General features: G+C 59.4%; 18 protein-coding genes. 9 read left to right on the top strand and 9 right to left on the bottom strand.

All coding sequences use genetic code 11. From position 1 onward, the window contains the following. Nucleotides 1–130: 130 nt before the first annotated feature. From AC1DUP_RS04580 to AC1DUP_RS04605, 6 genes are read right to left on the bottom strand one after another with little or no spacing between them, the layout of a single operon-like run. Nucleotides 131–1,075, bottom strand: coding sequence for an ROK family protein (locus AC1DUP_RS04580; RefSeq protein WP_115037826.1), 945 nt, complete (start codon nt 1,073–1,075; stop codon nt 131–133). Beyond that, on the bottom strand, nt 1,075–1,794 hold the full coding sequence (locus AC1DUP_RS04585) for a ribulose-phosphate 3-epimerase (RefSeq protein ID WP_115037825.1): 720 nt from the start codon (nt 1,792–1,794) through the stop codon (nt 1,075–1,077). Before AC1DUP_RS04585 ends, AC1DUP_RS04580 begins: the two co-directional genes overlap by 1 nt. Then, complete coding sequence (locus tag AC1DUP_RS04590; RefSeq protein ID WP_115037823.1) at nt 1,791–2,624, bottom strand: alpha/beta fold hydrolase; 834 nt, start codon at nt 2,622–2,624, stop codon at nt 1,791–1,793. Before AC1DUP_RS04590 ends, AC1DUP_RS04585 begins: the two co-directional genes overlap by 4 nt. Further along, nucleotides 2,621–3,442 (bottom strand): sugar phosphate isomerase/epimerase family protein, encoded by an 822-nt coding sequence (locus AC1DUP_RS04595; protein WP_115037821.1) that lies wholly within the window; start codon nt 3,440–3,442, stop codon nt 2,621–2,623. Before AC1DUP_RS04595 ends, AC1DUP_RS04590 begins: the two co-directional genes overlap by 4 nt. Beyond that, nucleotides 3,442–4,518, bottom strand: coding sequence for a Gfo/Idh/MocA family protein (locus tag AC1DUP_RS04600; protein ID WP_115037820.1), 1,077 nt, complete (start codon nt 4,516–4,518; stop codon nt 3,442–3,444). The genes AC1DUP_RS04595 and AC1DUP_RS04600 overlap by 1 nt, the downstream gene beginning before the upstream one ends. A 9-nt stretch (nt 4,519–4,527) precedes the next feature. Then, the gene (locus AC1DUP_RS04605) at nt 4,528–5,349 is read right to left on the bottom strand and encodes a sugar phosphate isomerase/epimerase family protein (RefSeq protein WP_477832186.1); all 822 of its coding nucleotides are present in this window, start codon (nt 5,347–5,349) and stop codon (nt 4,528–4,530) included. Nucleotides 5,350–5,601: 252 nt separating this feature from the next. On the opposite strand from AC1DUP_RS04605, the gene AC1DUP_RS04610 reads away from it, so the two are divergent. Further along, entirely contained in the window at nt 5,602–6,750 is a 1,149-nt protein-coding gene (locus AC1DUP_RS04610) for a Gfo/Idh/MocA family protein (protein WP_477832187.1), read from the top strand. Nucleotides 6,751–6,759: 9 nt separating this feature from the next. Further along, nucleotides 6,760–7,713 carry an alpha/beta hydrolase gene (locus tag AC1DUP_RS04615; protein WP_477832188.1) on the top strand — a complete coding sequence of 318 codons (954 nt, stop codon included), beginning with the start codon at nt 6,760–6,762 and terminating at the stop codon, nt 7,711–7,713. On the opposite strand, the gene AC1DUP_RS04620 is transcribed toward AC1DUP_RS04615, so the two are convergent. Together AC1DUP_RS04620 and AC1DUP_RS04625 are read right to left on the bottom strand one after the other, a co-directional pair. Beyond that, nucleotides 7,701–8,735 carry a LacI family DNA-binding transcriptional regulator gene (locus AC1DUP_RS04620; protein ID WP_477832189.1) on the bottom strand — a complete coding sequence of 345 codons (1,035 nt, stop codon included), beginning with the start codon at nt 8,733–8,735 and terminating at the stop codon, nt 7,701–7,703. The two genes, AC1DUP_RS04615 and AC1DUP_RS04620, sit on opposite strands and share 13 nt — an antisense overlap. 160 nt (nt 8,736–8,895) lie before the next feature. After that, nucleotides 8,896–9,657 carry a DeoR/GlpR family DNA-binding transcription regulator gene (locus tag AC1DUP_RS04625; protein WP_037123396.1) on the bottom strand — a complete coding sequence of 254 codons (762 nt, stop codon included), beginning with the start codon at nt 9,655–9,657 and terminating at the stop codon, nt 8,896–8,898. A 234-nt stretch (nt 9,658–9,891) separates the two neighbouring features. Here AC1DUP_RS04625 and AC1DUP_RS04630 point away from each other — a divergent pair, with 234 nt between their 5' ends. From AC1DUP_RS04630 to AC1DUP_RS04655, 6 genes are all read left to right on the top strand, one after another. Continuing rightward, nucleotides 9,892–10,692, top strand: coding sequence for a class I fructose-bisphosphate aldolase (locus AC1DUP_RS04630; RefSeq protein ID WP_113301365.1), 801 nt, complete (start codon nt 9,892–9,894; stop codon nt 10,690–10,692). A 3-nt stretch (nt 10,693–10,695) separates the two neighbouring features. Further along, a complete protein-coding gene (locus AC1DUP_RS04635; protein ID WP_113510213.1) occupies nt 10,696–11,634 on the top strand; it encodes a PfkB family carbohydrate kinase in 939 nt (312 codons plus the stop codon). Nucleotides 11,635–11,768: 134 nt separating this feature from the next. Next, nucleotides 11,769–12,914, top strand: a complete 1,146-nt coding sequence (locus tag AC1DUP_RS04640) for an ABC transporter ATP-binding protein (protein ID WP_477832190.1) — start codon at nt 11,769–11,771, stop codon at nt 12,912–12,914. Nucleotides 12,915–13,497: 583 nt separating this feature from the next. Next, a complete protein-coding gene (locus AC1DUP_RS04645; protein ID WP_113309016.1) occupies nt 13,498–14,751 on the top strand; it encodes an ABC transporter substrate-binding protein in 1,254 nt (417 codons plus the stop codon). A 124-nt stretch (nt 14,752–14,875) separates the two neighbouring features. Next, a complete protein-coding gene (locus AC1DUP_RS04650) occupies nt 14,876–15,793 on the top strand; it encodes a carbohydrate ABC transporter permease (RefSeq protein WP_477832274.1) in 918 nt (305 codons plus the stop codon). A 6-nt stretch (nt 15,794–15,799) separates the two neighbouring features. Further along, nucleotides 15,800–16,645 (top strand): carbohydrate ABC transporter permease, encoded by an 846-nt coding sequence (locus tag AC1DUP_RS04655; RefSeq protein ID WP_113309018.1) that lies wholly within the window; start codon nt 15,800–15,802, stop codon nt 16,643–16,645. Nucleotides 16,646–16,884: 239 nt separating this feature from the next. On the opposite strand, the gene AC1DUP_RS04660 is transcribed toward AC1DUP_RS04655, so the two are convergent. Continuing rightward, complete coding sequence (locus tag AC1DUP_RS04660) at nt 16,885–17,106, bottom strand: carboxylesterase family protein (protein WP_477832191.1); 222 nt, start codon at nt 17,104–17,106, stop codon at nt 16,885–16,887. A gap of 195 nt (nt 17,107–17,301) precedes the next feature. On the opposite strand from AC1DUP_RS04660, the gene AC1DUP_RS04665 reads away from it, so the two are divergent. Beyond that, nucleotides 17,302–18,216 carry an ABC transporter permease gene (locus AC1DUP_RS04665; protein ID WP_113301372.1) on the top strand — a complete coding sequence of 305 codons (915 nt, stop codon included), beginning with the start codon at nt 17,302–17,304 and terminating at the stop codon, nt 18,214–18,216. Nucleotides 18,217–18,222 lie beyond the last annotated feature (6 nt).

Genomic DNA, 18,222 nt, shown 5'->3' on the forward strand with positions numbered 1-18,222 from the left:
AAGCAATCATCAAACTGTGCGGATAGCCCGGTCACGGACTTCAGGTGAAAACTTGTTCGTCGTCATGATCATATCGGCTCCGCTCTCTCATGAGCTGAAGCCTCCGCTGAACCGGTGCGGTTCAAATCTCTCAATTGAGAAGGATCAGGCTTGCGGCGCCGATCAAGCCGGCATGCCTTCCGAGTTGCGCGGGCACGACCGGCACATCGCGATAAGCGGGCATCGCCCGCTCCTGAATGGTGGCCTCGATCGGTTTGCGAAGGAGATCGTAGCCGTGGGAAATTCCACCGCCCACGACGATCATGTCGGGCGAGTAGAGATGGAGCAGATTGGTAAAACCGATGCCCAGCCAGCGGGCTTCCCTGTCGATCAGCGCAAGGGCTGCTTCGTCGCCGCCGCGCGCAGCCTCGACAACGTGTCGGCCCGTCACTTCACCGTCGTGGGACAGTGTTCGAAGCGCCGAACCGTCGCCAGGCTTTGTCAGAGCCGTCGCACGTCGGCCGAGTGCAGTCCCCGACGCCACCGCCTCGAAGCAGCCCACCGCCCCGCAAAGGCATCGTTCGCTCTCGCTTGTGATGGTCATATGGCCGATTTCGCCTGCGAGCCCGCGGCGCCCGTGCACGATCCGGCCATCGGAGATCACCCCACCGCCGATGCCGGTGGACACGGTGACGAACACCAGCGAGGCGGCGCCGCGGCCGGCACCGAAACGCCATTCGCCGAGAGCGGCGGCGTTCGCATCGTTCTCCAACCGGACAGGCAGGTTCAAGCGGTCCTGAAGAAGGCGCGCGAGGGGGACTTCACGCCAGCCCGAGAGCGTCGGCGGTGCAGTAAGAATGCCTGCGACCGGATCAAGCGGGCCGGGCGCTCCGATGCCGATACCGAGTGGCCTGGCGTCGGGAACTTCCGAGCAGGTTTTTTCCGCAAGCATCGTGATCTGCTCGATGACTGCATCCGGTCCATCCCTGGCGCGCGTCGGCACGGATGCGAAGGCCAGCAATTTGCCGGCGTCGCCGACCAGTGCGGCGCGCAACTCCGTTCCACCCAGATCGAATGCAAGCGCAATCCTGCTCATCAGGGCCGGGTCTCCAACGCATGCAGCCAGGCGATACGGCCCGGCAGATCCGTGTCACCGAACGCCAGTGATCCGAGCACGACCGTCTCGGCACCTGCTGCCCGCAACAGTGGAACGGTCTGTTCGCGGATGCCGCCGTCCGCTGCGAGAACAATCTCCCTTTCACGTCCGGCGCGCTTCATCAGCGACCGCGCTTCGCGCAGCCGGTCGCAAGCCTTGTCCGAAAGGCTTTGTCCCTTGACGCCGATCGAGGTCCCGAGCAGCGTGAAGAAAGCGACCTCTGCGAGGAACGGTTCTGCCTCGGCGACCGGGGTTTCCAGCCGCAGAACGACGCCGGCTTCGGCCCCAAGCTCTTTTGCGAGCGCCACCGCGCGCAAACCTGCTTCACCGTTCTCCGCATGAACACTGACGAGATCGGCGCCCGCCTCGATGAACTGGCGTGTCTGCTCCTCGACGATCTCGGCCTCGACCATCAGATGCACATGGATCGGTTTTGCCGTCAGCTTGGCGATGCGGGCGACGAAATCGGGAAAGAACAGGAAGCCGGGCGTGAAGCGCGCGTCGGCAACGTCGATATGGTGGAGATCGACATATGGTTCGATGCGGTGAAGGTCGCGCTCCATATTGGCGAGATCCGCTGACCAGAGCGAAAACTCGCCGAGCAGCCTGTGGCGGGGCAATGCGGTGATGGCGCCGCTCGCGAGAGATTTCGATGTCATGGCTGAGCGACGCTCCGATGTTTGAATTCTGTGGTGAGGAATTGCTGGATCACCGTTCGAACCGCGGCGAAATGCGCTTCGGCATCCGCCGCCTTCGCGGGCACTTCGAGGAAATGCGCATTGGGTAGCGCGTCAGCCATCGATTGTGCGACGGCGAGGGGGTGAATGGCATCCTGCCGGTTGCCGAGGACGAGCGCGGGAATAGCCAGCTTTGCCGCGTCCTCTCGCGAAACGTCGGTGCCATCTGAAGCGATGTCATCAAGCACGGCGGCAAAGGCTAAGGCATCAGGACGCTCGAAATACCCGAGCAGGGAGGCGAGATTGTCCGGCGCTTCCGCGCGCAGACGTTCCGCCGTTGCCGACCCAGCAAAAAGTGCCTGGCCTTCGGCAGGCGGATGGGATCTCAGCAAGTCCGCGATTTCGCGGATCGGTGCAAGGTTGTCAGGCGCGCGGGCAAACGACCAGGCTGGACGGACCAGAATGAGACCCGTGACCCGCTCGGGATGGGTTTTTGCCAGATGCAGCGCGATGGCCGCGCCCATGGAGATGCCGCCGGCGATGAACCGGTCTATTCCCTTTTCGTCCGCCGCGGCGATGACGTCGGCTGCAAACATCGCAATCGAGAAGGGGCGTCGCGTGCCGAGCGTTGAGCTCCCATGCCCGCGGCACTCGGTCGTGATCCGCCGCCAGTCGAGCCCTTCGGGGATGACCTGTGCGACCTGCGCCTCATTGCCTCCTAGCCCGTGTTGAAAGAGCAAGGCTTTGCCTGTTGCGCAGTCGTAAACTGAAAGGTCGGTATCGTCTCGTCTGAAGGCGACGTGCGTCTTCATCGGATCAGATCCGAAAGAAATCTGGCGACGGCGGGTGCTTCTTCTGCCGCAAGACCGTGCGTGACGAGCGTACCGTCGAAACCGGTCACGCGCAGGCCGTCGATGAAGGCAGGGAAATCGACGATACCTTGACCTGCTGTCGCGAAGCGGCCATCGGCATAACGATCTTTCGCATGGGCCATCGTCACGTACCCGGCCGAGATATCGATCGCCCTGTCGACGATGTCGGACACTTCGGCCGGTGTCGCCTGCTCGAAGAGGTTTGCCGGATCGAGCACGATGCGCAGGCGCTTCGAACCCATCTCTCGAATCAGCTGCACCGCATCGGCGGCTGAGGTGACGATATTTGCTTGTTCCGGCTCAATGCCGAGATCGATGTCGTGCCGTTCGGCAAGTTCCAGCGCTTTTTCCATTTCCATCGCCATATCGGCCCAGGCGGACGGAAGCGCATTGTCCGGATGATGCATCCATTGGTCTTGGGCATGGCGGCTGCCGGTGCAGAGCGTCACCAGCGGAATCTGCAAGGCTGCGGCTGTTTCGATCACCACCCCAAGCTGTTTGAGCCCCCTTTCCCGCACGGATTTGTCCGGATGGGCCATGTTATAGGTGCCTGAAAGTGCCGCGAGTGAAACGCCGGTCTCTTCAGATGCCGCCCGGATCGCGGTAATCGTTTCCGGCGCCACTGCGTCCGGCATCGATGGCAGACCGACGCAGGCGAAATTGAACTGAGTCGTCGCAAATCCGCTGTTACGAACGGCGGAGAGCACGCGCTCGGGGTCTGTGCCGGGGAAGGTCTTTGCAAAGATGCCAAGCTGCATCAGACCGATCCTGTGACGGTTGCGAGTTCGACGCGTTCGCTGGTTTCTACCGAGCGGGCGATGGCGACCATGGCGCGGATGGAGGCGATGCCGTCCTCTATATTGGCGCCGCGCATCGGCGCGCCGTTCAGCACGGTATCGGCAAGCCCTTCCAGTTGCCGGCGGAAGAAGTGCCCGTCGGCGCCTAGTGGCTTGCGCGTGGTCGCGTCCTTTTCGTGGAAGATCTCGACCTCGCTCGCCCTGAGGTACCAGGGATTGAAGGTCTTAGCGATCACCGAACCGTTTTCGCCATAGAGTTGGAAGCCCTCATGCCAGTCCATGCGGACCGCGACCGTCAGATCGAGATGACCGAGCGCGCCATTGGCGAACTCGGTTTCCACGAACCAGCAATAGGCGCCGGCACGCTCGAGAAGGCGGGCTCGCACCGCGACGATCTCGCCACACAGGAAACGGGCGGTATCGACGAGATGCGAGCCATGCGCCAGCATGAAATACTGGCGCAGGTCAGCCTTGGGATTTCCGGAGGGTTTTCTGGCGAATTTGCTGGTGATCGGCAGCGGCTGGACCGCGTCGGTATTGGTGTAGCGGTGGGTGGAGTCGCAGTACCAGGCTTTTAGTGCGAAGATCTCGCCGATATCGTCACGGACAAAATCCCGGGCAGCCTCCAACGCAGGGTCGAAACGCTTCATATGGCCGACCTGCAGCACTTTGCCGGAGCGCTTGACGGCGTCGGCGAGCGCCTGGCCCTCCTCGATCGTCACACCGGTAGGCTTCTCGCAGAGCACGTGCTTTCCTGCATCGAGCGCCTTGATCGACATCGGCACGTGATAGGCGTCCGACGTGGCGATGATGACGGCTTCGAGCTCGGGATCGGCGAGCATCGCGTCATAATCGGCATACATCTTCCGAGGTTCGTATGTCGCGCCCATGCGCGCAAGCAGGTCGGGTGCTGCGTCACAAATGGCATAGAGGTCGGCATTCCCGGCCTTCACGCAGGATTCGAGATGGGCGAACTGTGCGATCGGCCCGCAGCCGAGAACGCCCACACGCAGCCGCCGGTCTTCCTTACGGATCATGTCTCTTCCTCAGGCGCCGTAGCGGCGCATCGTTTCGCGGTTGGTCTTTACGGCTGCCACGGGATCGGCAGCGGCCGTGTCCGATTCTTCTTCCAAGACCAGCCAGCCATTGAAGCGCGGCGCGGCAGCGACGATGTCGATCACGGCAGGCGTATCGCAGACACCCTTGCCAAGCATGGCCCATTTGCCGTCTGCATCGACGTCCTTGAGATGCAGATAGCGGACGCGGTCCTGATAGGTTCGCAGCGTATCCAGAATATCGTCGTGGCCGCGCAGAATATGGCCGGTATCCGGCACCCAGCCGACGAGGTTCCTGTCGATCAGCGAGAAGATCCGGTCATAATCGGCACGGTCGAACAGCAGCGTATTGTGATGCGAGCTCGGATGCACAGCAATATCCACGCCCGAAGCTTTGCCCAGTTCGCCGGCCCGATTGTAGAACTCCGCGGCGATTTCGAATTTCGCCTCCCGCGGTCCTTCGGACACCACCGTCGCCGAGCCGATCGAAACGAGGGCGCCGGAAAAGGCGGCCGCGAAATCGATCCAGCGCTGTGTGGTCCTGAGGTCGGTCTCGATCTCTTGCCTGATGGTGAAGCCGCTTTTCGAGCCCATCGCAAGAGACACGAGCGTCAGGCCATGTTTCCTCAGGCTCGCGGCGAAATCATCGGGACGATCTGCGTAGTGGCCGATCATCGTGTCGGTAATCTCGATGCCCGCGTAACCGCCCTCTGCAATGGCTTCCAGCAGATCGTCCGGGCTGCCATTCCAGTTTCTCCCGAGCATTTCCCAGGTGAATGTCTGGCAGCCGACTTTCAGGTCTTTGATACTCATGCTCATTCCTTGACTTCGACCTGCCTAGGCCTTCGTTGATATGTCGCTGGACCGGTATGACCGCGCTCTTGGCATGATGGTGAAGTGGCGACGTCCCCTGGCGAGCCGCGTGCCACGATCGGATTGCTATTTCCGCATGGTTTATAAAAATTTATCGCGCGTCAAGAAATAAAATGTTCTATAGCGATTGTCGCGGCAGCGATGCCCATCGATGATGGGCGAAACATCTGAAATTGGTGGGGAGGCCAATTCATGAAAGCATATCCGGGAACCAGGCTGGGCATCGGCATTATCGGCTGCGGCAATATCTCGATGACCTACCTGCGTAACGCCGCCCTGTTTGCCGGCGTCGAATTGAGGGCCTGTGCCGACATCTCATCCGACATGTCGGCGCTGAGGGCGAAGGAATATGGCATCCGGGCGATGGAGGTCGATGCGCTCCTGGCCGACCCCGAAATCGACCTTGTCCTGAACCTCACCATCCCGGCCGTCCATTTCGACGTGACGATGTCGGCGCTTTCTGCGGGCAAGCACGTCTTCACTGAAAAGCCGCTCGCGACGTCGGCCGCCGAGGGCCGCAAGCTAGTGGCGGAAGCCGGAGGTCGCGGTCTTCTGTTGGGTTCGGCTCCCGATACATTTCTCGGCGCCGCCGGCCGGCGTGCACGAGGCCTGATGGATGCAGGTGCGATCGGCCGCCCGGTCAGCGGCACTGCCTTCATGTTTGGCCGTGGCATGGAGCATTGGCACCCCAATCCGCAATTCTACTATCAACTTGGTGGTGGCCCACTCTTTGACATGGGGCCCTACTATCTGACGATGCTCGTCAATCTGCTCGGCCCGGTGAAAAGCGTCATGGCGATGGCGACGAAAGGCCAGGAAGAACGGCTGATTACGGCTGATGGCCCCTTCAAGAACACGACGTTCAAGGTGGGGACGCCGACCAACGTGCTCTCGCTTCTTGAGTTTCAGTCGGGCGCGACGGTGAATTTCGGTGCGTCGTGGGACGTCTTCCGGCACTCCAATCATCCGATCGAGTTGCACGGCACAGAAGGTTCGTTGCGCTTGCCCGATCCCGATACGTTCGGCGGAACGGTCTCGCTTTCCGAGCGCGGCGCCGAATGGAGGAATTTCGAAAGTGAAGGCGAGCTGTATGGCGCGCCGAACTGGCCGTATAGCGCTCCCGACCGCGCCAACTATCGTATGCTGGGCGTTGCCGATCTCGTCCGCGCGCTTGGCGAGGGCAGGGCGCCGCGCGCTTCCGGCGATTTGGCGCTTCACGTGCTCGAGATCATGGAAGCGACCCTGGCATCCAGCGAGATCAGGAGCGCGGTTACGATTGCGGGCACAGTTGCGCAACCGCCGCTGCTCGGCGAAGATGAAGCCCGCAGCCTGCTTGCTTGAGGTGAAGCGATGAAAGATCGATTGGATCCCGGCGCCGCGCATGTCCTGGCGCTCGGTCGCGCCGCAAAGCAGCCACCCTTTGAGCGCGGCACAGCAGACGAGGCGCGCGCTGCCTATGACGCGGGTTGCCCGACATTGCAGGGTGATCGCGAGCCGGTCGCTGCCATCGAGGACAGAACGATCGCCGGGGCAGGCGGCCCGATCCCGCTCAGGATCTATCGCGGTGTGGGTGCTCCAGACGCGGATGCGCCGGCACTTCTCTACCTTCACGGCGGCGGCTGGGTCGTCGGCACGCTTGAATCCCACGACGAGATCTGCCGGTGGTTTGCAAATATCGGCGCCTGTATCGTATTTTGCCCCGACTATCGGCTGGCCCCCGAGCACAAGTTCCCGGCGGGTTTGGAAGATTGCGTATCGGCCCTTGCCTATGTGGTGGAGCAGGCACGCGCGTTCGGTATCGATCCGGATCGGATCGCGGTCGCGGGCGATAGCGCCGGCGGCAATCTGGCCGCTGTCCTGTCACTTCTCTCGCGGGATGGCGTCGCGCGGAAAATTTCTGCGCAGCTTCTGCTCTATCCCAACACCGATGCCGGACAGACGGCCGACAGCTATGTCAGGTTTTCCGAAGGATACGGGTTGACGACCTCGACGATGCGCTGGTTCCGGGATCATTACGTCCGCGATGCGGCTGATATCGCTGATTGGCGCGTTTCCCCCCTGCGCGTCGGAAATATCGCGGGTGTGCCACCGGCCTTCGTCGCGATTGCCGGCCATGATATCCTCGCAGACGAGGGCGACGCCTATGCCCGCCGGCTTGCAGAGGCGGGTGTCCCTGTAATCCCTCGGCGTTGGCAGGACCAGATCCATGGTTTCGTTTCCATGGGGCGGCACATTCCGGCGGCGCGGCGGGCGGTGGAAGAGGCGGTTGCCGGATGGCGCAGCCTCCTCAATCACGCCGACTGACGCATCACCAATGTACCGTCGAGGATGATCCTTCGTGCAACGACCTGCGTGGTGTCATTGTCTTCGTCCAGCATCGAAAGCAGTGTGTCGACACTGCTGCGTGCCATGGCGGTGAAGTCTTGCGCCATCGTCGTCAGTGGCGGGCAGGTATAGCGGCTGAGGGGATGGTCGTCATGGGCGGCGATGCGAAGATCGCTATCGCTCCTGCGGCCGACGCGAAGGCCGCGAGAATGGGCGGCGGCCATCGCGCCGAAGGCGAGGCGATCGTTCGCGCAGAGGATTGTCCTGCCCCGCAGCGTTCCAGCCGCGATCATTGCATCGGTCTGCTCATATCCCATACGTTCGAAATCCCAGCCGTAGCTCTCGGTGGCGCCAAACACGACCGGTTCGAAACCGAGCGACTCCATCGTGGCGATATAGCTTGCCAGCCGCTCCCCGGAATTGTGATTGACATGCGGAATGTCGAAATATGCAGGCGGCTCGCCCGATCGGCACAGATAGTCGACGATCGTCGCAACGCTTTGGGCGTTGTTGTTGCCAATGAAGGGCGTGTCGCCTTCGATGAACGTATCGAAGTAGACAATGGGAATGCTCTCTCGGAGTTTTTCGAAGATGCCCGGCTCGGAAGTGAGACCCAGCGGGGCGATGATCGCGCCGGCTGCCTTCAGGGACAAGAGTGTGTTGACAGCCTCGGCTTCGAGATCCGGCAAGCCGTGGGACGAGATGACGATTGGCCAGTAACCCTCATCACGGACGCGCAACTCGAGACGATTGACCATTTCGGCATAGAATGGATCTGTAATGACGGGCACGAGAATGCCGACGTTACGTGTCCTCTTGCGATTAAGGTTGCGCGCATAGAGATTGGGACGGTAGTCCGATGCCGACAGCGCGTCCTCGATGCGTTTGCGCGTCCCCGGCTTTACACTGCTCGGGCTATCGAAATACCGCGAAAGCGTTGGACGGGAAACGCCGCAGGACCGGGCGAAATCGTCCATGGTTTTGATCGTCATCTTGTCCATTGGCAATTCTGGTTGCACTGCGCCAAGGCTCGTCTGCGTCAGCCGATATCGCAAAGGCGGTCAGTGTGAGGGCTTTCGAATTGCGTTTCTAGCCTGACAATGTCGCATGCGCAAAATTTTTTGTTACACAAGCACAAACAGCGGCGCAACCGCCGCCGCCCTACACGTAGCGCACCTCGACCCCCAGCTTGTCCAGCCGACTGCGAATCCCATGCGGCATGCCAGTGTCGGTGATGATCAGATCGACCCGTGAAAGCGAAAATGCCTTGGACGAGGCACCAATATCCCACTTGCTGGAATCCGCCACGAGGATCACGCGTCTCGCCATGCGGACCAGATTACGTTTTGTGCGCGCAATGTCTTCCGAGACGTCGACGACGTCGAATGCGTGATCGATGGCATGAGCGCTGAGGAACGCCTGATGGGCGACGAGACCGCCCACGGCCTTGTCGGAATCCGACACGATCGTGCTGACGGTGCTCGGAAAGACCCGGCCGCCTATCATATGCACGTCCAGCCCCGGCCGATACATCAGATGCTGCGCGATGTTCATGGCGGTTGTGGCCACCACGACGTTATTGACCGGGGGCATTTGCATGGCGACCTGTAGCAGCGTGGAGCCGCTGTCGAACACAACGGATTGGTTGTCGATGATCTGGCGTGCCGCCATCTGCGCGATGCGTCGTTTGGCGTCGAAATTGCGGTTCATCCGTTCTTCGAAGGCTGCTGCGGGAGAGCTGGCCGGCAATGCGATCGCGCCACCATGCGTCTTGATGAGCTGCTTCTTGGCATCCAGAATTTCCAGGTCGGATCGGATGGTCACCTCGGAGACGCCGAAGTTTTCCGCCAGCTGGCTGGTGCGCGCCTGGCCGGTCCGCTGAAGTTCCAGCATGATCTGATGTCGCCGTTGTTCCGCCAGCATGTGTGACCTCGAATTCCTTTCATATAAGCGAGGGTGCCGAGGTTTCGAAATTCGAAAATACGCGACAACCACTTTAAGTCAAAAAGCGCGAGGAAAGGCAGTGCCGATGGGAACCTACCGCGCGTTGCAGCCATCTTAAATCAAAACGAAAGAAATCGAAATATTGAACATTCGTTTATTTTCGAGTTAGTGTTTCTCAACACGAAATCAAACTTGTAAAGGGACAGCATCGATATGGGCCTTGGAACCAAAATTCGCCTGTCACGGCTGTTTTCACATCCGTCAGGGCATTTGTTCGGTGGCGCCGTCGACCACTTCGTTGGCTATGGCAATGTCCGTGAGGGTGGTCTCGCGGATCTGCCGGGCGCTCTAAAGCGGGTGATGGCCGGAGAGCCGGACTATATCAGCATTCAGCCTGGTGCTGCGCGCCACTTGTGGCCCGCCTATGCAGGCAAGGCCGCATTGGTCATTCAAGCCGGTTGCTTTACGCCCGACGACCGAATTCGTCAGTTGATCGCGACCCCTGAGGATGCGGTACGATACGGTGCAGATGCTCTTGCCGTTGCCATTCCGGTGCGCGGCAATACCGAAGGCGAATACATTCGCTGGCTCACCGATACCGTCAACGCCGCCGCTCGCTTTGAAATGCCGGTCGTTGCGCATGTCTATCCCCGCGACTATTCAAACGGCGGCAAGATCGTCTTCACCCCCGACGAAATCGCCTATGCCGTGCGGATCGGGTTCGAGACCGGCGTTGACGTGATCAAGGTCGGGTACACCGGAGACTTCGACTCTTTCCGGGAAACCGTCGCCACCTGCCCGGTTCCCGTCGTTATCGCGGGCGGTCCGAAAACGGAAAATCTGCTCGGTGCTCTGACACAGACCGCCGATGCCTTGCGTGCGGGGGCGAAGGGTGCCGTGGTGGGGCGAAACCTTTGGGGTCACGGCGATACGACGATGGCGGCGCGCGCCTTCAAGCTTGTCATTCACAGCGGTATGGCGCCGCAAGAGGCGCTCGCTGCCGCGGGCGGTTGACAGGTGATAAATAACCTTCAGGTTCTGGGCTTCGGGGCTCTCGCGATCGACGATATCATCTATGTCGACCGACCGCTGAGTGCCGGTAAGGGAAAGGTGACAAATCGCACCCAGGACCACGGCGGCAATGTCGCGACAGCCCTTGTTGCGGTCGCAAGGCTGGGGGGACGGGCCGGTTTCATCGGCTGGCTGAGCGATCATCCTCTCACCGATGTCAGCGCCCGCGAACTTGAACGGCACGGGGTCGATATATCCTTTGCGCCGCGCCGTCCCGACGCTAGGCCAATACGGTCGGTGATCACGGTCGGACCCGAAGGCGACAGGTTTATTGCCTATGACGATGATGTGCCGCACGGAACCTCAGACGCGCTGACCGACAGAACTCTTGCACAAGCCCAGGTGCTGTTGATCGACGGCTATGCCACTCACGCAGATACGATCGTTGCGCGCGCCCGCATGCTGGGCCTGGCAGTGGTGGCAGACATTGAATGGACGATCGGGCCTGCGACCGGACGATTGATGAGCCTGTCCAACCATCTGGTATTGCCGTTGAAATTCGCACAGACTTATTCTGGCGAAACCGATCCGACGGTGATCCTGCACAAGCTTTGGTCTGACGACCGCACCGCAGTCGTTCTGACCGACGGTGAGCGAGGGTCTTATATCAGGCAGACGGGAGATGCCGTTTTGTGGCATGTTCCGGCCTACGAGGTCAAAGCGGTCGACACGACAGGCGCCGGAGATTGCTTCCACGGCGCTTATGCCTTTGCGCTGACACAGGGAAAGCAGCCTGTCGCCTGCGCCGTCTACGCAACTGCGGCAGCCGCGATCTCTGTGACCGGCCCGGGCGGCCGCATGGCTCTGCCGGATCAAAGCACCTGTCTCGCCTGGATGGCTGAGGAAAATGCGCCCGTGCCCAGACCGATTGCGTCACCGGACTGAGAGTTCATCACTCTGGTGCCCTGGACGATCGGATTGGCGCTGCGCAAATGACTGTTTGAGTTCGATCTGAAGGCGGCGCCGGGAGGGCTGTCCCCCTGAGGATTGGATGACAATGATACGAGGGAGGAAGTGCAGTGGCTGTTGTTGTGCTGGACAAGATTTGCAAGACCTTTGGAACCAAATTCCACGCGATCAAAGATCTTAGCCTGACGATAAATGATGGCGAGTTCCTCATCCTTGTCGGCCCTTCGGGATGCGGAAAATCGACGGCATTACGCATGATTGCCGGGCTGGAGGAGATCAGCAGCGGGACCCTGAGCATCGGTGGAGAGAATGTCGAGGATCTCGCGCCGAAGGACCGGGACATAGCGATGGTGTTTCAGAGCTATGCGCTCTATCCGCATATGACGGTGTTCGACAACATTGCCTTCTCGATGAAACTTGCGGGGAAGAGCAAGGCCGAACGCACGAAGCGGGTCCACGAAATAGCCAAGACCCTTCAGCTGCATACGCTGCTCGACAGCAAACCGGCAGCGCTCTCCGGCGGCCAACGTCAGCGGGTCGCCATGGGACGCGCCATGGTGCGCGAACCGGCGGCATTTCTCATGGACGAGCCCCTGTCTAACCTCGATGCCAAGCTGCGCGTGCAAATGCGCGCCGAAATCGTCAGCCTGCAGAGACAGCTGGGCGTGACGACGATTTATGTGACGCACGATCAGACCGAAGCCTTGACCATGGGTGACCGGGTTGCGGTCTTGAAGGGCGGCGTCCTTCAACAGGTCGACACGCCAAAGATATTGTACAGCCGACCGGTCAATGCCTTCGTTGCGGGTTTCATCGGGTCGCCGTCCATGAACCTGTTCGAAGGCCGCCTGCAGAACGGCAGGATCGATCTGCCCACCTTTTCCATACCGGTCGCGGCGACCGCATTCGAGCAGTCTCCCGGTCTGGCGGCGTTCGAAGGCAAGACGATCATCTTCGGCATTCGCCCGGAAGACCTTTACGACAGCGGTCTGGAATCGGGATCGCGCTACGCGACGATCCCGGGTCTTGTAAAATCGATCGAGGAACTGGGCTCCGAACTGATCGTCCATCTGAAGATCGAAGCGGTGCGGATCGATTCCGGTGACCCCGATGCCGTCGAGGATCTGAGCGGCGCGGCAAACGCCGTGGCGAAGTTCGAATCCATCAGTACAGCCCAGCCGGGCGCAATGATCAACCTGGCGATCGATGTGGCCAAGTTGCACTTCTTCGATCCCCAGACGCATCTGGCAATCTAGCATGATCCGCAAATAGCGGAGCTGGTTGGTGGGATCAGGCTCTTAGCTTTCCCTTCCATCCTTACGGTCGACCTGCGTAGCGCAAAGGGATGCTTGTTCCGTTGCTCAGAAGCGTTCGCCGATAAGTTCATCGCGCGAGAGCGTGGGATGTCACACCGTCCCGCAGCCTTTAAGCTCGCTGCGGAGGTGGGTCCTTCCGGTGTTCGTTGATAATCCGAGCACACCTGGCCGTTGGTTGAACGCATTTTAGGTGCGATATCGACAGGCGCCACGACCGATCTGAACCCCGCTTTTCTTCGATCCGCAAGCCTTTCATTTGTTTTCCTTTGAGCGGAATGGCTTTCATTTGTTTACGAAAGTAAAGAAAAAATGCGACACGAGAAATATGCGGAGTAGAAAAAAGCAGCTCGAAATCCATGGATAAAACCGCAATTAATCAATGGCTTACGTTGATTTTTCCGGTCTTTGCCGCCTGCTTGCTTTTGCCGATTGCAGTTCTTCATTGACAGCCAGACCCCTAAAGGAACCTACTTTGGTCTCGATCGGGAGGATCGAACGAAATATCGTTTTCAGGGAGGGAAACATGAACGTCAGAAGATTTATCGTGGCGGCTCAGTCGGCCGTGGCCGCCTGGGCACTATGCGCCACCTGCGCCTTTGCTCAGACCAATCTCGAGTTCATCCAGTGGTGGGAGCCAGAAATGCCCGCCGGTGCTCTGCGAAGCATCATGGATGACTTTGAAGCCAAAAACCCCGGCATCAAGGTGACGCTCGTCAGCGGTCCCTATTCCGCTACCCATGATCAGATTGTTGTCGGCGCTGCGTCGGGGACACTCAGCGATGTGGTCGGCCTGGACGGCGCATGGGTCAACGGCTTGGCGAAGCAGGGAGCAATCGCCTCGATGGACAGCCTGATGGCTGACGCCAAATATGATCAGAGCCAGATCGCCGACATCATCAAGGTCAACGGGCAAAGCGTCATGTTCCCGCTTGCCTCGTTCGTCTACCCGGTCTTCGTAAACCTCGATCTGGCAAAGGCGGCCGGCGTCGAAAAGCTGCCGACAAACCGCACCGAATTCGCCGCTGCCGCCAAGAAGATGACCAATGCGGACAAGAACCAATACGGTTGGGTGCTACCGCTTTCGCTGCAAAATCCCGGTGGCATCCAGAATGACGTGATGTCCTGGGTTTGGGCATCCGGAGCATCCATGCTCAAGGATGGCAAGCCCGATCTGGAAAACGCCTCCGTCGTCGGCACGCTTGAATACATCAAGTCGCTGCAGGATGCCGGCGTCATCTCACCTGGTATTTTTGCCAAGAAGGAGCAGGACAAGGTCGAAGAATTCGTCAACGGGCGTGTCGGCATGATGATCGACTCGTTGGCCCACATCAATCTCATTCGCCAGCGAAACCCCAATCTCAAGTTCGGTATCTCCGCCCTTCCAGCCGTCGACGGCTATACCGGCAAGCGCGGGCTTCCCTATGCTTCCTGGGGTATCGGCATCAGCGACAAAAGCGAGCACAAGGCGGAAGCCTGGAAGCTCGTCGAATATCTGATGAGCCCGGAAGTGAACAGCCGCCTCGTGTCGATCGCCAATGCCTTCCCGGGCAATATCAACGCAAAACCGGATTTCTCCAAGTCCGACCCGCTGTTTGAAGAAGCCTTCAAGATATTCCAAAGCGGGAAGCTCGCCAACGAATTCGTCGGACTGCCGGTGGCCGAAGATCTCATGCGCCAGATGAACGTCGAAGTTCAAAAGATGTTCGACGGTCAGCAAACCGCAAAGGACGCGGCTGCCAATACGCAGAAGCAATGGTTGGTCGAGTTCAACAAGTAAGCACCCCACCGACCAATCGTCGGCAGCGCGATAGAGTTTATTGCGCTGCCACTACATCAGGACGAATTGATAGATTTCACGACCAGGCGGAAAATCACATCTCATGAGCCTCGCCACAGAAACTATGATCCGGACGCAAGCGAAAATACGCAAGCGTGGCATGCTGTCTTACAAAACAAGAAAGAGGCTGGTTCCCTACTTCTATGTTGCCCCAGCGACGTTTCTGTTCTGTCTCCTGATGCTGTTTCCCATGATCACTGTCCTGCGCTATTCGCTCATGGACGGTGCGATCACGAAAAAGGACGCGTCCTTCGTCGGTTTGCAGAACTATGTGACGATCTTCAGAGATCCGGTTTTCTGGCAGTCGGTCGGGCAGACACTCTATTTCACGGTGATGAGCGTCATCTTCCATCTCCTGATCGGTCTGGCCTTCGCCCTTCTGCTCAACAGCCAGCGTGTCGATCCGTTGATCAGAAGCATCCTGCGGGTTCTCTACATTTTGCCCTGGCTCTTCACGGCGGTGATCATCGCCATCATCTGGCGGCTGCTCCTGGACCCAAATGGCGTGGTCAACAGCATCCTGATGACGCTCCATATCATTGACTTCAAGGTCGAGTGGTTTTCTTCGACGAAAACCGCGCTGCATGCGCTGACCTTTGCGAATATCTGGGCGGGATATCCGCTCTATATGGTCAGCCTTCTCGCTGGCCTTCAGGGCATACCCAAGGATCTCTACGAGGCAGCTGGCATTGACGGCGCCAATGAGTTCCAGAAATTCCGCTACATCACGATCCCGCAACTGATGCCGATCATCATCAGCATTGCCTTGCTTGATTTCATCTGGACGATGCAGGTCTTCCCCCTTGTGTGGATGACGACGGGAGGCGGTCCGATCTACGCGACCGAGGTGCTCAGCACCTACACCTACAAGCTTGCGTTTTCGAGTTATGAATTTTCGCGCGCGTCGGCGAGCGCAATCTTCATTCTGATCATCTCGATGGGCGCCACGTACTTCTACATCAAACATCAGAAGGCCAGGTGACCGGCAATGGCAAAACGCTCTCTCAGTCGCACCATAGTACCGACCCTTCTCACCTATCTCGGGCTCGCGGTCGGTCTGGTCTTCGCGGGCTTTCCGATCCTGTGGATGTTCTTCACATCCTTGAAGTCAAACACCGAGATCTTTGCCCTGCCGCCGCGGCTGCTGCCCGAGCAATTCACCAACGTCGCCTATCTTTCGATCTTCAACGACCCGACGAAAGTTCGCTTCTTTCTCAACAGCTATCTCGTCGCGGGAGTGGTAACGGTTCTGACGGTGCTGATCGCCATCCTGACGGCCTATGCTTTCAGCCGGTATTCATTCCGGCTCAAGAAAACGCTGAACGTGTTCATCATCAGTACACAGACCGTTCCGCCGATCACGCTTTTGATCCCCTATTTCGGCATGGTCGTCGCCTTCGGTATTTTCAACACCTATTTTGCGCTGATTTTGACCTACATGGTCTTCACCCTGCCTTATGCGATCCTTCTGATGACCGGCTATCTCAATACCCTGCCGAGGGAGCTCGATGAGGCCGTACTTGTCGATGGCGGGTCAAGCTGGACGGCGCTGTGGCGTGTGATCATCCCGCTGTCGGTGCCCGGTATCGTCGCGACCGCGGTCTACACATTTCTGCTGGCATGGAACGAATTCCTCTTTGCGCTGACTTTGACGAAGTCGATGGACATGCGGACTGTTCCCATCGGTATCGAGTTGCTGATGGGCCAGCATGCGTTCGAATGGAACGAGATGATGGCGATGAGCGTGCTGGGATCGCTCCCGCTTCTGATCCTGTATCTGATTGCTCAACGCTACTTCCTCGCAGGCATGGCAGCCGGGTCGGTGAAGAGCTGAGCAGGCGAATGATCGTTTAGCGGGCGGCGGCGTTTGCGTTTTGGAAAATAGAGCCGCTCGCGGGTGAAGCCGGATATGCGAGACCCGTTCCGTGTTCACTTGATTATCGCGGCCACTCTATGGCCTCGCGCCCGGTCGACGCGTGAGAAGCCTATCCGCGTGTCGCGCTCGGGGACTTTCGGGCGGCCCAGTTTTGGAGAACTGGTGACACGCGCAGGCGAGCCACAAGAAACTCGACATCAAGATGGGACGAGGGCAGCATCTCGCTGACCTTCAAAGAGGCAGGGTTGAGACGAAGGCGGGGCTGCCTCGCGCGTCTGGCGTTCCTCATCCCGTCCCCATGACGCCGCCGCGGCAGGTGCCCGCCACCGCAGGTCGCCCCCGGGCGGCGTAGCAATTGGAATAGCCTCAAAGGTGGTCACATTTCCATCGGTGGTGCTTCGCACCTGGCCTTGCTCCACTGCAATATCCCCAAGGCATGACGATTTCTCAAAAAAAGCTTCACAAAAATTTTAGAAGCACTAATATTTCAGTTGTGGTGCTGCTCGTTTTAGGGCCGAGCCCGTCGCCGCGGGGCATGACAAGTCGAGCTCCGGACGGTGAAGACGGAAACTGGATCGCATGAACCCACATGGGTTTCACTCGGGAGGAGTGGCATGAAAAGTTTCATCGGCAAGCGGGCGATCGCCAGTGGCGTATCGCTCGTGGTGCTTATCGTCATCGTATTCTTCTTGTCCCGGCTGACGGGCGATCCGACTGATCTCTACCTGCCAATCGACGCAACCTCGGAAATGCGCCAGCAATTCCGTGAGATGAACGGTTTCAACGATCCGTTGATCGTGCAATTCGGCCGTTACGTTTCCGATCTCGCACAGGGCAATTTCGGTCAGTCACTGCGACAGGCCCGTCCGGCCGTAGATGTCGTGCTGGAGGCCTTCGTCTGGACCTTCTGGCTGGCTGTCATCACCATGGCGCTGGTCACGGTCGCAGCGATCGTCATTGGTTCGCTAGCGGCGTTTCGCGTCGGCGGTGTATTCGACCGTCTCGCCACTTTCTTCTCGCTGATCGGCGCTGCGGCGCCGGATTTCTGGCTGGCCATCGTGGCGATCGTCATTTTCGCCGTTAAACTGCATGTGCTGCCGACATCGGGAACGGGAAGCGTCTGGCACTGGGTCTTGCCGGTCAGCGTGCTGTTCATCAGGCCCTTTGGTCTGATCCTGCAGGTGGTCCGCGGCTCGATGATCAGTGTTCTTTCTTCCGCCTATGTGAAGACGGCCCGTGCCAAGGGTGTCCGCTCGAACTCGATCATCTTCATTCACGGACTGCGCAACGCCATGCTTCCGGTGATCACAGTCATAGGCGACCAGGCGGCTGCCATCTTGAACGGTGCCGTTGTCGTCGAGACGGTGTTTGGCTTTCCGGGCATCGGCAAGCTGATGATCGATTCCATCCTACTTCGCGATTTCGCCGTCGTGCTGGCCGTCATCATGGTTTCGGCACTGGCGATCTTCATCATGAACCTGTTGATCGACCTCGCCTATGTGCTGCTCGATCCACGTATCCGGTATTGAGCGATG

This window comes from Rhizobium sp. 01L419 (genome assembly GCF_056400025.1).

Excerpts from the sequence above, each read along its gene's own strand:
- AC1DUP_RS04580 (WP_115037826.1), bottom strand. The coding sequence starts at position 1,075 with ATGAGCAGGATTGCGCTTGCATTCGATCTGGGTGGAACGGAGTTGCGC.
- AC1DUP_RS04585 (WP_115037825.1), bottom strand. The coding sequence starts at position 1,794 with ATGACATCGAAATCTCTCGCGAGCGGCGCCATCACCGCATTGCCCCGC.
- AC1DUP_RS04590 (WP_115037823.1), bottom strand. The coding sequence starts at position 2,624 with ATGAAGACGCACGTCGCCTTCAGACGAGACGATACCGACCTTTCAGTT.
- AC1DUP_RS04595 (WP_115037821.1), bottom strand. The coding sequence starts at position 3,442 with ATGCAGCTTGGCATCTTTGCAAAGACCTTCCCCGGCACAGACCCCGAG.
- AC1DUP_RS04600 (WP_115037820.1), bottom strand. The coding sequence starts at position 4,518 with ATGATCCGTAAGGAAGACCGGCGGCTGCGTGTGGGCGTTCTCGGCTGC.
- AC1DUP_RS04605 (WP_477832186.1), bottom strand. The coding sequence starts at position 5,349 with ATGAGTATCAAAGACCTGAAAGTCGGCTGCCAGACATTCACCTGGGAA.
- AC1DUP_RS04610 (WP_477832187.1), top strand. The coding sequence starts at position 5,602 with ATGAAAGCATATCCGGGAACCAGGCTGGGCATCGGCATTATCGGCTGC.
- AC1DUP_RS04615 (WP_477832188.1), top strand. The coding sequence starts at position 6,760 with ATGAAAGATCGATTGGATCCCGGCGCCGCGCATGTCCTGGCGCTCGGT.
- AC1DUP_RS04620 (WP_477832189.1), bottom strand. The coding sequence starts at position 8,735 with ATGGACAAGATGACGATCAAAACCATGGACGATTTCGCCCGGTCCTGC.
- AC1DUP_RS04625 (WP_037123396.1), bottom strand. The coding sequence starts at position 9,657 with ATGCTGGCGGAACAACGGCGACATCAGATCATGCTGGAACTTCAGCGG.
- AC1DUP_RS04630 (WP_113301365.1), top strand. The coding sequence starts at position 9,892 with ATGGGCCTTGGAACCAAAATTCGCCTGTCACGGCTGTTTTCACATCCG.
- AC1DUP_RS04645 (WP_113309016.1), top strand. The coding sequence starts at position 13,498 with ATGAACGTCAGAAGATTTATCGTGGCGGCTCAGTCGGCCGTGGCCGCC.
- AC1DUP_RS04650 (WP_477832274.1), top strand. The coding sequence starts at position 14,876 with ATGATCCGGACGCAAGCGAAAATACGCAAGCGTGGCATGCTGTCTTAC.
- AC1DUP_RS04655 (WP_113309018.1), top strand. The coding sequence starts at position 15,800 with ATGGCAAAACGCTCTCTCAGTCGCACCATAGTACCGACCCTTCTCACC.
- AC1DUP_RS04665 (WP_113301372.1), top strand. The coding sequence starts at position 17,302 with ATGAAAAGTTTCATCGGCAAGCGGGCGATCGCCAGTGGCGTATCGCTC.